General features: G+C 63.0%; 10 protein-coding genes. 2 read left to right on the top strand and 8 right to left on the bottom strand.

What is annotated here, in order from left to right; genetic code table 11:
* Positions 1 to 9: 9 nt before the first annotated feature.
* The gene (locus ACMCNM_RS15210) at positions 10 to 1,923 is read left to right on the top strand and encodes a sigma-54-dependent Fis family transcriptional regulator (protein ID WP_412764792.1); all 1,914 of its coding nucleotides are present in this window, start codon (positions 10 to 12) and stop codon (positions 1,921 to 1,923) included.
* A gap of 115 nt (positions 1,924 to 2,038) precedes the next feature.
* Here the strand turns inward: ACMCNM_RS15210 and aldA are convergent, their stop codons facing one another.
* Positions 2,039 to 3,472, bottom strand: coding sequence for an aldehyde dehydrogenase (aldA, locus tag ACMCNM_RS15205; protein ID WP_027595417.1), 1,434 nt, complete (start codon positions 3,470 to 3,472; stop codon positions 2,039 to 2,041).
* 7 nt (positions 3,473 to 3,479) lie between these two features.
* On the bottom strand, positions 3,480 to 5,660 hold the full coding sequence (locus ACMCNM_RS15200) for a PQQ-dependent dehydrogenase, methanol/ethanol family (RefSeq protein ID WP_412764791.1): 2,181 nt from the start codon (positions 5,658 to 5,660) through the stop codon (positions 3,480 to 3,482).
* 276 nt (positions 5,661 to 5,936) lie between these two features.
* Here ACMCNM_RS15200 and ACMCNM_RS15195 point away from each other — a divergent pair, with 276 nt between their 5' ends.
* Complete coding sequence (locus ACMCNM_RS15195; protein WP_186681646.1) at positions 5,937 to 6,947, top strand: aldo/keto reductase; 1,011 nt, start codon at positions 5,937 to 5,939, stop codon at positions 6,945 to 6,947.
* A 213-nt stretch (positions 6,948 to 7,160) separates the two neighbouring features.
* Here ACMCNM_RS15195 and ACMCNM_RS15190 read toward each other — a convergent pair whose 3' ends face one another.
* The 6 genes from ACMCNM_RS15190 to ACMCNM_RS15165 form a co-directional block, all read right to left on the bottom strand.
* Positions 7,161 to 7,373, bottom strand: coding sequence for a cold-shock protein (locus tag ACMCNM_RS15190; protein ID WP_027595420.1), 213 nt, complete (start codon positions 7,371 to 7,373; stop codon positions 7,161 to 7,163).
* Positions 7,374 to 7,577: 204 nt separating this feature from the next.
* Positions 7,578 to 8,657, bottom strand: coding sequence for a metal-dependent hydrolase (locus tag ACMCNM_RS15185; protein ID WP_412764790.1), 1,080 nt, complete (start codon positions 8,655 to 8,657; stop codon positions 7,578 to 7,580).
* A gap of 95 nt (positions 8,658 to 8,752) precedes the next feature.
* Positions 8,753 to 10,003: an OprD family porin gene (locus ACMCNM_RS15180; protein WP_099429408.1), complete on the bottom strand. Its 1,251-nt coding sequence runs from the start codon at positions 10,001 to 10,003 to the stop codon at positions 8,753 to 8,755.
* Between the two features lie 54 nt (positions 10,004 to 10,057).
* Positions 10,058 to 11,257 carry a benzoate/H(+) symporter BenE family transporter gene (locus ACMCNM_RS15175; protein ID WP_186681652.1) on the bottom strand — a complete coding sequence of 400 codons (1,200 nt, stop codon included), beginning with the start codon at positions 11,255 to 11,257 and terminating at the stop codon, positions 10,058 to 10,060.
* Positions 11,257 to 12,585 (bottom strand): MFS transporter, encoded by a 1,329-nt coding sequence (locus ACMCNM_RS15170; RefSeq protein WP_412764789.1) that lies wholly within the window; start codon positions 12,583 to 12,585, stop codon positions 11,257 to 11,259. Before ACMCNM_RS15170 ends, ACMCNM_RS15175 begins: the two co-directional genes overlap by 1 nt.
* Before the next feature lie 55 nt (positions 12,586 to 12,640).
* Positions 12,641 to 13,402: a 1,6-dihydroxycyclohexa-2,4-diene-1-carboxylate dehydrogenase gene (locus tag ACMCNM_RS15165; RefSeq protein ID WP_412764788.1), complete on the bottom strand. Its 762-nt coding sequence runs from the start codon at positions 13,400 to 13,402 to the stop codon at positions 12,641 to 12,643.
* Positions 13,403 to 13,428 lie beyond the last annotated feature (26 nt).

Raw genomic sequence — 13,428 nt, 5'->3', positions numbered from 1 at the left:
GGAGCGCCCATGGCCGCGCACACCCCTTCACCCCGCGCCAGTGAACTGGCCGCCTTCGTCGACTGCCACTTCGCCGAGCGCGGCCTGACGCCAGAACCGGTGATTGCCGAATCCTGGTACCGCAGCCTCACCCAGCACCGCCTGGACCCTGAACTGCGCCACGTCGACAACATCCTCAGCGCTGCCGAAATCCGCCAGCACCAGGCCCAACACGAGGCCTACCTGACCATCGCCAGCCAAGGCGTCAGTGGCCTGGCAAGGCGTGTGGTGGACGCCGGTTTTGCCGTGCTGCTCAGCGACGCCGACGGCATTACCCTTGATGCCCGCCTGCCAGCCGACCACCAGCGTTACACCCGCTCCGGGTTGATTGTCGGCGCGCGCTGGGACGAGTCGATCGCCGGTACCAACGGCATCGGCACTGCACTGGCCTCGCAGCAAGCGCTGACCATCCACCGTCAGGAACACTTCCTGGCAACCAACGCCCGGCTCAGTTGCTCGGTGGCGCCGATCTTCGATGCCCATAACCAACTGCTCGGCTGCCTCAACGCGACCTGCCTCTATAACGACGGCCCCAAGCAGGCCCAGCACCTGACCTTGCAGTTGGTGACCCTGTACGCCCGGCTTATTGAGAACAGCCATTTCCGCCAGCGCTACCGCGACTGCCTGACCTTGGCCATCAAGCCGCGTGACGATTTCTCCGACCTTGCCGCCGAGCAACTGCTGGCCCTGGACGAAGGCGGCCGGGTGATCGGCGCCAATCGGGCGGCCTTCCTGGCGCATGCCGGCACGCTGTTGGGTGTGGCAATCGAGCAACTGCTGCCCGCCAACATTGACCAGTTGCTCGACCTTACGCGCGGCGGTGCCCGTGGCACTCAATTGCACGGGCATGTGCAGGCGCATCTGCTGGACGTCGGCCTGCGTATACCGGCCGGCTACCGCCAATCCACGCCGTCGCGGCCCCTGCCCGCGCGGGCGGCGTACCCCACGCTTGAGCAATTGGCAGGCGAGGATGCACAGTTGCAACAGGGAGTGAAACGCCTGCGCAAGGTGCTCGACAAGGACATCGCCATTTTGCTGAACGGCGAAACCGGTACTGGCAAGGAGGCCTTCGCCCGTGCCTTGCACCAGGCTAGCCAGCGCCACGCCAAACCCTTCGTCGCGCTCAACTGTGCGGCGATACCCGAGTCGCTGATCGAGAGCGAACTGTTCGGCTACCGCGCTGGCAGCTTTACAGGTGCCAATCGCAAGGGCATGAAAGGCAAGCTGGAGCAGGCCAATGGCGGCACGTTGTTCCTGGATGAGATCGGCGACATGCCAACGCACCTGCAAACGCGCCTGCTGCGGGTGCTTGCCGAACGCGAACTGGTACCACTGGGCGCAGAGGCGCCGGTGACGCTGGATATTCAGGTGATTTCGGCAACGCACCAGGACCTGCCAGCCATGATTGGCGATAAAGGCTTTCGCGAAGACCTTTACTACCGGCTATGCGGCATGCGCATGACGTTGCCGGCATTGCGTGAGCGCAGTGACCGACGTGAATTGATCGAGCGGTTGTTGGCGGGGTTGCCGGGAGGGGCTGTTTTGCGCTTGAGCGATCAGGCCCAGCGTTGCTTGCTGGGGTATGCCTGGCCGGGGAACGTGCGGCAGTTGCTCAATACGTTGCGCCAGGCGGTAGCGCTGGCGGAAGGTGGAGTCATTGAGCTGGCAGATTTGCCGGAGGAGCTACTGGACCGTGCAGTGCCTGCCAGGCAAAAAGTGCTGGAACAGCAGGTCGAAGATGCCGAGGCGCGGCACTTGCTGGAGGTTTTAAAGCGAGAGCGCTGGAACATGAGCCTGGCGGCAGAGGCTGCGGGGATTTCGCGGTCGACGTTGTATCGGAAGATGAAGCGGTACGGGATCGTTCAGCCGAACCAGTTGGGGTGACTGTACCGGCCTCTTCGCGGGCAAGCCCGCTCCCACAGGAAAGCCCACAGGCTTGAAAACTGTGGTGTACCTGTAGGAGCGGGCTTGCCCGCGAAGAGGCCAGTAAAGCCAACCCTTATCCCTGGATGTACACCACCTGCGTGCGCGTGTACTCATACAACCCGTGCTTGCCATCCGCCCCGCCGATCCCGGACTTGCGCGCCCCGGCATGGAAGCCCTGCATGGCCTCGAAGTTCTCGCGGTTGATGTAGGTCTCGCCAAAATCGATCTCGCGGCTAGCCTTCAACGCCGCGTTCAGGTCGCGGGTGTACAGCGAAGATGTCAGCCCGTACTCGCTGTCATTGGCCAAGGCAATCGCCTCGTCCAGGTCATCGACCACCTGGATCGGCAGCACCGGCCCAAAAATTTCCTTGCGCATGATCTCCATGTCGGCGGCGCAGCCCGCGAGCACGGTCGGTTGGTAATGGAACCCGGCCCCCAGGTCCGCTACCTGCCCGCCGGTCACCAACTGGGCGCCCTGCCCGACCGCCGTGCGCACCATCTGCGCTACCTTGTCGAGCCCGGCCTGGTTGATCAGTGGCCCCATGTCCAGGTCGGCCTGGCGCGACGGGTCGCCGTATCGGGTCGCTGCCATGGCCTGGGCAACCTTGTCGACGAAGGCGTCGGCCACCTTGCGCGCCACATACACCCGCTCGGCGCAGTTGCACACTTGGCCCGTATTGATCACGCGCGAGGCAACAATGGCTTTCGTCGCCAAGTCCAGGTCAGCGTCCGCGAGCACAATCGCCGGGGCCTTGCCGCCCAGTTCAAGGTTGAGCTTGGTGATGTTCGGCGCCGCCGCCGCCATGATCCGTGCCCCCGTAGCGACGCTGCCGGTAAAGCTGACCAGGTCGATACCGGCATGGCTCGACAGCCCATGGCCGACGCTGGCCCCCTTACCACCGACCACGTTGAACACCCCCGCTGGCAGGTCAGTCTCGGCCACCAGCTTGGCGAATTCATAGCAGTTGATGGGTGTTTCTTCACTGGGCTTGATCACGATGGTATTGCCCGTGAGCAGCGCCGGCGCCATTTTGCGGGCGATGAGGAAGAACGGGAAGTTCCAGGGCAGTATCCCAGCCACCACACCCAGCGGCTTGCGCATCAGGAAAATGTGCTCGTTGGCACGGTCGCTGGTCAGCACCTCGCCTTCAAGGCGCCGCGCCCATTCCGCCATGTAGTCGAGGTAGTCGGCGGTGAAGTTCACCTCGACCTGCGCCAGCCCCGGCACTTTGCCGCCTTCCTGGGTGATGATGCGCGCTAGGCGGTCGGCATTGGCACGCACCTTGGCGGCGATCTGACGCAGGTAGCCGGCGCGTTCGATGGCAGGTTTCGCTGCCCAGCCTTTTTGCGCGTTGCGTGCCGCTGCAATGGCCCGCTCCACCTGATCGACCGGCGACTCCGGCACACGCCCCAGTAACTGCGCGTTGGCCGGGTTGTACACCTCGATCAGCCCCTCGCTGGGTACGAAGGCGTTGTCGATGTAGTTCTGGTAGATCGCTTCAGTCATGGTCATCTCACTCCTGTGACGGGTTGTCGGCCAGTGACGGCTGGGCAGCCGGCTTGGCGCTGAATTGCTGCCAGGCGTTGCCTTCGCTTTTCAGGTCATGGGCACGCTTGATGAGGTACTGGTGCACCTGCTCGACCTGCTCGGGCTTGAGGTTGTCGGCAAACGACGGCATGCCATCCGGCACGCGGCCGCCATAGAGGATGCCAAGGAACATCTGGTGCTTGTCAGCACCGAGTTTGCGCAGGTCTGGCAGTACACCGCCGCTGACGGCATGGATGCCGTGGCACTGTGAGCAGTTGCCGTCGTACAGGGCCGCACCGGCGGCGACAGTCTGGGCGTCGGCGGTCAATGGTGGGGGTTCGGGCGCATTGGCGGGGGGCGCTGGCTCACGCAATTTGGCGGTACCGCCAATCTTGTAGGTCAGCACTTGCGAGAACGGCTGTACCCCGGCACGCAACGACAACGCCCCGGCAAACGTCGAGAAGGCCCCGCCCCAGCCGGCCATGAAGGTGACGTACTGCTCGCCATCGACCGAATAGGTGATCGGCGCTGCCATCACGCCACTGGCGGCGGGTGATTCCCACAGCTTCTTGCCGGTGTCGGCGGCATAGGCGATCACACGGCCATCGGCGCTGCCCTCGAACACCAGGTTGCCGGCGGTGCTCAGGGTGCCGCCGTTGAAGATGGTGATGTAGGGCACCTCCCAGGCCGGCGCCTGTTTCACTGGGTCCCAGGCGATCAGCTTGCCGGACCAGGTCTTGGCCATCTCCAGCAGGCCATCGGCACCTTCGGGCATCATGCCGGTGCGTAAGCCCAGCTGGTACACGCTTTTGAACGGGTTGCGCTTGGGCGCTTCGGGGATGTGCTCGTAATAGGCCGACATGATATGCGCCGGGATGTACACCAGGCCGGTGTTGGGGTTGTACGACATTGGGTGCCAGTCATGCGCGCCCCAGAATGCCGGCGTCACCAGCTTGCGCTTGCCGTCCTTCCAGTAGGCCGCTGCCTCATCGTCGAGAATCGGCCGACCGGTTTTCATGTCGATGCCCTTGGCCCAGTTCACCGGCACGATATTCTTCGCGGACAGCAACTCGCCGGTGGCCCGGTCGAGCACATAGAAGAAGCCATTCTTGGGCGCCTGCATCAGCACTTTGCGCTGTTTGCCGTTGATCGGCAGCTCGGCGAGGATCATGTGCTGGGTGGCGGTGAAGTCCCAGGCATCACCGGGGGTGGTCTGGTAGTGCCAGGCGTATTCGCCCGTATCGGCATTGACGGCGACAATCGACGACAGGAACAGGTTGTCGCCTTTGGCCTGGCTGCGCCATTTAGGGTCCCACATCGAGCCGTTGCCAACGCCGATGTACAACAGGTTCAGCTCAGGGTCGTAGGCGAACGAATCCCAGGCCGTGCCGCCGCCGCCCCACTCGACGAAGGCATCGCCGTGCCAGGTCTTGCTGGCAATCTCCATGGCCTTGTCTTCAGGCGGCAGCTTGGGGTCACCCGGCACGGTGAAGAAGCGCCAGGCCTGCTTGCCGGTCTCGGCGTCATAGGCCGTCACATAGCCGCGCACACCAAATTCTGCCCCACCGTTGCCAATGATGACCTTGCCGTTGACCACCCGCGGCGCACCGGTGATGGTGTAGCTGCGTTTATGGTCGTCGCGGGTGTCCACCGACCACACGCGCTGGCCGGTCTTGGCATCGATCGCCTCCAGGCGCCCGTCCAGCACGCCGACGTAGACCTTGCCCTGCCACACGGCCACGCCGCGGTTTACCGCATCACAGCACGCCTCACCGGCGCGATTGCGGTCTGACTGCGGGTCGTATTTCCACAGCAGCTTGCCGTTGCGGGCATCCAAGGCATACACCACGGAAAACGGCCCCGTGGTGTACATCACCCCATCGACCACGATAGGCGTGGCTTCTACACCCCGGTCCAGGTCGAGCTTATAGCTCCAAGCCAGGCCCAATTGATTGACGTTGTCCTGGTTGATGGCCTTGAGCGGGCTGAAGCGTTGTTCATCGTAGGTACGGCCGTGGCTCATCCAGTTGCCAGGTTCCTGGTCGGCCTGGATGATCCGCTTGCCATCCACTTCTGCAGCAAAAGCGGTTGCGCAGCACGCCAAGGCAAGGGCCAGGCAGCCCAAGGCGTGCGGAAGGGGCCGGCGGTGCGGGCCTGTTCGGTTCATGGTCGGTTCTCCGTTCTTGTTATGGCGACACCGCATCAGGCGTCGATAACAGACAGAGCAACGGCTGTGCCAGCATCACCCAGCATCCTCGAAACAGGCATTACAGAGCGGTTGCTAGCCAAACGGCCGGGCAATGGCTGAGGCCTGCACATGCAGCAGCCATGGCACAGCTGATGCAGGCATGACACAGGTGTGTCAGCCACTGTGGCGGGCTTTCAATGGCGTGCGGTTGTGTGTAAAACAGGCAGACAAGCCCACTGCAAAGGACTCAACCGCATGATCTACCGTCCCCTTGGCCAGAGTGGCCTGCAGGTTTCCGCCCTTACCCTGGGCAGCATGATGTTCGGCGAGCAGACCAGCACCGAGGACTCACTGCGGATCATCGAAAAAGCCTGGGACCAGGGCATCAACTTCATCGACACCGCCGATGTCTACAACAGCGGGCGTTCGGAAGAAATCGTCGGCGAAGCCGTAGCGCGCCATCGCCAGGACTGGATAGTGGCGTCCAAGGTCGGCTTTGGCCCGGCCGACGGCCTGCCCAACCGCAGCGGGCTTTCGCGCAAGCACATTTTCAATGCCATCGACGCGACGCTCACGCGCATGGACCTGGATTACCTTGACGTTTACTACCTGCACCGCGAAGACCACAAGGTACCGCTGGAGGAAACCGTGCAAGCCATCGGCGACCTGCTGCGCCAAGGCAAGATCCGCTATTGGGGCGTGTCCAACTTCCGCGGCTGGCGCATTGCCGAGCTGTGCCACCTGGCCGAGCGACTCGGCGTGGCCAAGCCGGTGGTGAGCCAACCGCTGTACAACATCGTCAACCGCCAGGCAGAGCCCGAACAGCTGACCGCTGCGGCCTACCATGGCCTGGGCGTGGTGCCGTTCAGCCCCTTGGCCCGCGGTGTGCTCAGCGGCAAGTACGCACCCGGCTCGGTGCCAGATGCCAGCAGCCGTGCCGGGCGCCAGGACAAGCGGATCATGGAAGTGGAATGGCGCCAGGAATCATTGGCCATCGCCCGCCAGATCCAGGCGTATGTCGAAGCCAAGGGCGTGGGCATCGTTGAGTTCGCGATTGCCTGGGTACTTAATAACCAACTGGTGAGTTCGGCCATTGTCGGGCCGCGCACCGAAGCACAATGGGACACCTATGCCGGCGCACTGGACGTGAAGATCACGGCGGAGGATGAAGCGTTCATCGATTCGCTGGTAACGCCGGGCCATGCCTCGACGCCAGGGTTCAATGACGTGGCGCACTACGTGAGTGGGCGACTGGCGCGCAATTGATGGCAGCCGTTTGATTGAAGCCAAGGGGCTGCAAAGCCGCTTGGCGGTTCTACCGCGTTGCGGCAGATACAAAAAAAGCTCCCTATCTTTCGATACGGAGCTTTTCTTTACACGCCACACAATTGCCAGGCTTCACGCCGTTCGATCAAGCACCCAGGTCAACCCGCAAGGTTGCAAGCACCTGTTCGAACGCCGAGCCGGCGGGTGCGTGTCTTACTCAGGTCGCACTTGGGCGGCCTGCATGCCTTTTTGCCCTTTTTCGGCAACAAAGCTAACAGTCTGGCCTTCTTTCAGCGACTTGAAGCCGTCCGATTCAATGGCTTTGAAATGAACGAAGAGGTCGTCGCCACCACCCGCTGGGGTAATGAAGCCGAACCCTTTTTCATCGTTGAACCATTTAACTGTACCGGTTTGTCTGTTGGACATGCTCTGAGCCCTCGATGGCTTATTTGATGCGTTTTACGTGAAATTACAACGAGGGCCTTATCAAACAACCAGCCCCTGCAGTGGCATATTGAGCGCTTTGGCGACGATAAGCTACTAAGAATTCCACCAAGCCGCAAAATAGCTGTGCCCTGTACCCGATTTCCCCCGCAAAATGGGGGCTGCGGCGGTAAACAGAATCTTCGTTTAATCGCCCCTGGGCGGTACTGCAGCCGGCCCCAGGTAGCGCGAAGTCCACTCAGCCAGTGGCAATGGGGGGTGCTGATCGATGATACGCCGCCAGATCAAGCCCAGGTCATGCCCGTTGAACATTGATGCCACCCCTGCCCCTCGCCACGCCGTGGGCGTGTCGGCAATCCAGTGCCCCTGGCTATTACGGTGGGCCATGTTGAAGCGGAAGGTGTAGTTGCCGGGGATGCCCATGCGCAGGTCGGTCACCACCAGCGCCCCGTCGATTTCGTCATAACGCAACCAGTCATCCGTGAACCAGCGCAGGCGCTGATGCAAAGGCGCACCAGCAAGCGCAGCGGCCAGCTCAAGGTTGCGTGGCAGGCGCTGCATTTCTGGCGGTTGCTGGTCGAACCCACTGCTGACACCTTCGTAGTAGTCGCCGTCCGGCGTCTTGGCCAGCACGCGCCAGATCAGGCTGTTGAAGGCAATCGGCACGGCACGTACGTCGCTGACCGTGATGCCCTGCTGGTCCAACACGGCCTGAAAGCGTTGCTCCGCCTGCATGCGCCCAGCCAGGCCAAAGCCGAGGTAGGCCGTACTGAAAACCAGTGCCAGGGTCAGCAGCCGCACGGCAGTACCCGTCACGCCCTTGGCGAGGGTGTAGATCACTGCCGCCAGCAGCGGCACGGTGTAGACAGGGTCGATGATGAACACCGCAGCCCAGCTTTGCGGGGTCAGCGCCAACGGCCAGAACAGTTGCGTGCCATACACGGTAAAAGCGTCCAGCACCGGGTGCGTGACCAGCACCAGCCAGAACGCCAGAAACAGGCGCGGCACGGTATAGCCTTTGCCTGGCCAGCACCGGTTGACGCACCAGGCCAGCAGCAGCGCCAGCCCGGTCAGGACGAAAAGGGAGTGGGAGAACCCCCGGTGGTAGGTCATCTGCGACACCGGGTCGGCGTAGCGGATGACTACGTCCAGGTCGGGCAATGTGGCCAGCGCTGCGCCGTACAGCAGCGCTCGGCGGCCCTGGATGCGACCGAGCACAGTGCCCTGTAGGGCGGCGCCGAGTACGGCTTGGGTCAATGAGTCCAAGGCGGGATTTCCTGAGAGGATGACGCGTGAAAGCTAACCCCCTCTAGCCTCTGGGTGCAAATGCGGCTCAGTGACAAAAGATGGCAGCTGGGTAGTCACAACAACTGCCAGGTGTACACCAGGGTCAAGCGATTCTCGTCGATATCACTGCGGTAGTTGGACCGTGCCATGGCATTTCTCACGCGAATGCCCAGGCCTTTCAACGCCCCACTCTGCACCGCATAGCCGATATCCAGGTCGCGCTCCCGGTCACGGCCCTCGTAGCCCTGCCCGGTATCGACATTGTTGCCGGTGATGTACCGCACCGTTGCCGTCAGCCCCGGCACGCCCATGGCGGCAAAATTGTAGTCATAGCGCACCTGATAGGAACGCTCGTCGGTGTAGGCGAACTCGTAGGTTGGCACCTCGTTGCCCAAGGGGGAGATGTTGGCAAATACCCGCGGGAACGGGCTGTCGCCATAAATGCCCTGATACCCTGCATGGAAGCTGTGCCCGCCATGGCGGGCGGTGAACAGCGAGAAGAATGCCTGGTTATCGATACTGCCCAGCAGAGCGTCGCCGTCCTCGCGGGCGGTGAAATAGCCAAGGTTGGCGCTCAGCACCCAGTCGCCGACAGGTTTGCTGTGTTTAAGGCCGACAAAGCCTTGCTCGTAGATATCTTCCAACTGCCCGTACCAGAGGCTGACACTGCTTTGGTTCGCATTGAACGCGTAGTCGCCCCCCACATAGTTGAACGCGTCACCTTCAGCCTGACGCATTGGCACGTGGCCGAGCATGGCATTCATCTTGCCGTCGCCGCCCTCGTTGCGCAGGTGGGTTGAGGTCAGGTGCCCGGCTTGCAAGGTCAGCCCCTGCAGCTCGGTCGACAACAGGCTGGCACCTTGGTAAGTCGGCGGCAGCAGGCGGATATCACTGAACGTCAGCACTGGCAGGTTGGGCTGCAGTTCGCCCACCCGCAGCTCGGTTTTCGACAGCCTGGCCTTGAACGTCGGCGCCAGGCGGCTGTATTCGTCTGCGGCGCGGCCATCGCCATGCACCGGCAACAGGCCGGTATTGACCCGGTCGGGGCTGCTGTCGAGTTTGATGCCCAGCAGGCCGAGTGCATCCACCCCGAACCCCACCGTGCCAGGCGTGTACCCCGATTTGAAGTCAAGTATGAAGCCCTGGGCCCACTCCTCGGCCTTGGACTGTTGATTGGCGCCGACAATGTCGGAGAAGTCGCGGCTGAAATAGTAATTACGGGCACTGAGGCTGGCCTTCGAATCCTCGAAGAAGCCGCCTTCAGCAGCCAGCAGCGGTGGGCTGAGCAATGTCAGGCCAATAGCGACGCAAGGGGTGTGGTTCATTCCGAAGCTCTCTTGATCTTGTTTTTATGGAATAAAGCGCTGGGAACACAGGCATCATGGGGTGCGGCGCATTACCTCCCGCGCTTGGGGCCGCCGCAGAACGAGCAGCGCGTGGGCCAGCAGGCCGAACAGCAGCCCCCAGAACGCCGCCGACAGGCCAAGGAAGGACACCCCCGAAGCGGTGACCAAAAAAGTGAACAGCCCGGCATCTCGCTCAGCAGGCTCGGCGAGGCTGCGTGCCAGGGCTTCGCTGATTGCCCCGTACAGGGCCAGCCCGGCAAGGGCCGCGATCAGTGCCGCCGGAAATGCCGCGAACAGCGACATCAACGTGGCCCCAGCAACCCCAAGCAGCAGGTACAGCACACTGCCGGCAACGGCCGCGACATAGCGCCGGCGCGGGTTTTCATGGGCCTCATGGCCTGTGCACAGGCTTGCGGTGACGGCCGCGAGATTCAGGCCGTGGCAACCAAAAGGCGCGAGCACGGCGCCACCGATGGCGCTGGCACTGATCAACGGGCTGGCCGGTGTGGCGTAGCCGGCGTTGCGCAGCACGGCCATCCCCGGCATGAATTGCCCGGTGAGGGCCACCAGCACCATGGGCAACGCCAGGCTGAACACCGCCGCCAAGCTGAATTGCGGGGCAATCCATTGCGGCGAGGCCAGTTGCAGCACCAACGCCTCGCTGCGAAACGCCCCGCTGGCCACGGTCACCACGGTGCCCACGCACAGTACGGCGGCCACCGCATAGCGCGGCTGAAGCCTGCGCATCAGCACATAGGTGATGAACATCGCCACCACCAGCAGCGGCTGTACCGGCAAGGCGCGGAACACCTCGATGCCGAAACTGAACAAGATGCCGGCTTGCATGCCGGCGGCAATGGAGCCCGGCAGGCGCGCGATGATGCGGTCGAAGGCCCCGCTGATGCCAATCAGCAGCAGGACCAGGTTGGCCACCAGGTACGCCCCCACGGCCTGCTCCAAGCCGAGTTCAGGCAGGGCCGTGACCAACAGCGCCGAGCCTGGGATCGACCAGGCGATCACAACCGGCACCCGGTAGCGCAGGCTGAGTACAGCGCCGAGCACTCCGCTGCCCATGGAAACGGCCCAGACCCAGGAAGACAGCTGGCCATGGGACAACTGCGCGGCCTCGGCAGCGTGAAAGATGATCACCAATGGGCCAGCGTAGGAGATCATCGTCGCCAGGCAGCCGGCGACGATGGCGGACAGCGAGCTGTCCTTGATCAAGGTTTTCATTACGCTTGCGCCGCCGTGGACAGGCCATGGCGCTTGCCACTGACCAGGTGCACGGCCATGGCCAGCGCGGCAATCGCGCCAGGGATGGCGAACGCGATGAAATTCAGTTGCAACGGCAGGTTGATGCCCATCAGCGCGCCCCCCAGCAGCGGGCCGACAATGGCGCCATTGCGGCCAATGCCCGACGCCCAGCCCAGGCCGGTGGAGCGCACCGCCAGGCCATACATCTGTGCCGCGCCGGCATACAGCAGGATCTGCGTGCCGATGGTGGTGGCGCCGGCGATGAAGATCAGCAGGTACAGCACCGGCATCGGGCTGTTCACCCCCAACAGGCTGATCGACAGCGCGGCTGCAATGAAGAAACCGACCTTGACCTTGACCAGGTTGTAGCGGTCGCCCAACCAACCCCCCAAAATCGCCCCGGCCATGCCACCGAAGTTCAGCGCCAACAGGAACGACAGGCTCGAACCCAAGCTGTAACCCGCGTTGGCCATCAGCTTCGGCAACCACGAACTGAGCGCGTAGACCATCAGCAGGCAGCAGAAGAACGCCAGCCACAGGGCCAGGGTGCGCACGGCCAGGCCGTTGCGGAACAGCTCGACGACCGAGCTGCCAGCCCCCTTGCGGTCGGTTGCCTGAAGCACGTCACCAGGCTGGATGTCGCACTCGGGGTCAAGCTGTTTGAGCAGCTTGCGGGCTTCTTCGGTACGCCCTTTACGTACCAGGAAGCCAATGGATTCTGGCAGGTAATAGAGAATCACCGGCAACAGCAGCAGCGGTACCGCCGCAGCGAAGAACATCGACTCCCAGCCGAAACGCGGCAGCATGAAAATACCGACGCCTGCCGACAGCATGCCGCCCAGCGCATAACCACTGAACATGATCGCCACCAGCGTGCTGCGCAGGCGTTTGGGGGCGTATTCGTTCATCAATGCCACGGCGTTAGGCATCAAGCCGCCACAGCCGAGGCCGGCGATGAAGCGGTAGATGCCGAACTCGCTGGGGCTGGTGGCAAAGCCGTTGAGGATGGTTGCCGTGGAGAACAACGCGAAGCAGATGGCGATCCCCTTCTTGCGCCCGATGCGGTCGGCCAGGCTGCCGAATACCAGGGCGCCAAACATCATGCCGAACAGCGCATAACTGCCCAGGGCGCCGGCCTGCAAGGGCGTCAGGCCCCACTCTTTCATGATTACCGGCAGTACCACGCCGTAAATGAACAAGTCATAGCCGTCGAAGATCAGCAGCAGGCCGCACCAGGCCATGACCATCCAGTGGAACGCGGTAAAGCGCGCATTATCGATGATCGGGTGCACGTCAAGGGTTCGCATGGCATCTGTCTCTGTTGTTTTTGTTGTGGAGTAAAACGGTTGCCGGGGGGCTGACTCAGCCGAGGTCGCCGCCCCCTACCGGCAGCGTTACGCCGGTGATGTAGGAGGCTTCGTCGGAGGCCAGGAAGAGGATGGCGCCGACCTGCTCGTCGATGCTGCCGTAGCGGTGCATCAAGCTGCTGTCGAGGGTCTGGTCGACGATTTGCTGGTACCAGGCCTTTTCCTGCGCGCTCTGCTCGGCGGCGTTGCGCGGCACGCGCCGTGGCGGTGCCTCGGTGCCGCCAGGGGCAGTGGCATTGACACGGATACCGCGCCCGGCGGTTTCGAAAGCCAGGCAGGCAGTGAGCGCGTTGACGCCACCTTTGGCCGCGCCGTAGGGCACGCGGTTGACGCCACGGGTGGCGATGGACGAGACGTTGACAATGGCCCCTGCCCCGCGTTCGAGCATGTACGGCAACGCGGCATGGCAACACCACAAGGTGGGGAACAACGAGCGGCGCACTTCGGCCTCGATCTGTGCCACTTGGTAGTGTTCGAAAGGCTTGGCCCAAATGGTGCCGCCGACATTGTTGACCAGGATGTCGAGGCGGCCGAACGCTTCGACCGCAGCGGCCATGACGCGGGCACAATCGCTGTGCAGTTCGAGGTCGGCGGTGAGGGTCAGCATGCCCTCCCCGGCCAATTCGTGGACCAACTCGGAGCGGTCCACCGCCACCACCTGCGCGCCTTCGGCCTTGAGCCGCCAGCACACGCCGCGGCCAATGCCTTGCGCGGCGCCGGTGACCAGGGCGACTTTGCCTTGAAATCTTGTGTTCATCAGTATTTCTCCATGCTGACGCGGAC

The organism is Pseudomonas sp. NGC7 (assembly GCF_047159675.1).
GTDB lineage: Bacteria > Pseudomonadota > Gammaproteobacteria > Pseudomonadales > Pseudomonadaceae > Aquipseudomonas > Aquipseudomonas kermanshahensis.
Note: the sequence above shows the minus strand (reverse complement) of the source record. Positions and strands in the feature narration are given on the sequence as shown.

Excerpts from the sequence above, each read along its gene's own strand:
- ACMCNM_RS15165 (WP_412764788.1), bottom strand. The coding sequence starts at position 13,402 with ATGAACACAAGATTTCAAGGCAAAGTCGCCCTGGTCACCGGCGCCGCG.
- ACMCNM_RS15195 (WP_186681646.1), top strand. The coding sequence starts at position 5,937 with ATGATCTACCGTCCCCTTGGCCAGAGTGGCCTGCAGGTTTCCGCCCTT.
- ACMCNM_RS15180 (WP_099429408.1), bottom strand. The coding sequence starts at position 10,003 with ATGAACCACACCCCTTGCGTCGCTATTGGCCTGACATTGCTCAGCCCA.
- ACMCNM_RS15210 (WP_412764792.1), top strand. The coding sequence starts at position 10 with ATGGCCGCGCACACCCCTTCACCCCGCGCCAGTGAACTGGCCGCCTTC.
- ACMCNM_RS15175 (WP_186681652.1), bottom strand. The coding sequence starts at position 11,257 with ATGAAAACCTTGATCAAGGACAGCTCGCTGTCCGCCATCGTCGCCGGC.
- ACMCNM_RS15190 (WP_027595420.1), bottom strand. The coding sequence starts at position 7,373 with ATGTCCAACAGACAAACCGGTACAGTTAAATGGTTCAACGATGAAAAA.
- aldA (WP_027595417.1), bottom strand. The coding sequence starts at position 3,472 with ATGACTGAAGCGATCTACCAGAACTACATCGACAACGCCTTCGTACCC.
- ACMCNM_RS15200 (WP_412764791.1), bottom strand. The coding sequence starts at position 5,660 with ATGAACCGAACAGGCCCGCACCGCCGGCCCCTTCCGCACGCCTTGGGC.
- ACMCNM_RS15170 (WP_412764789.1), bottom strand. The coding sequence starts at position 12,585 with ATGCGAACCCTTGACGTGCACCCGATCATCGATAATGCGCGCTTTACC.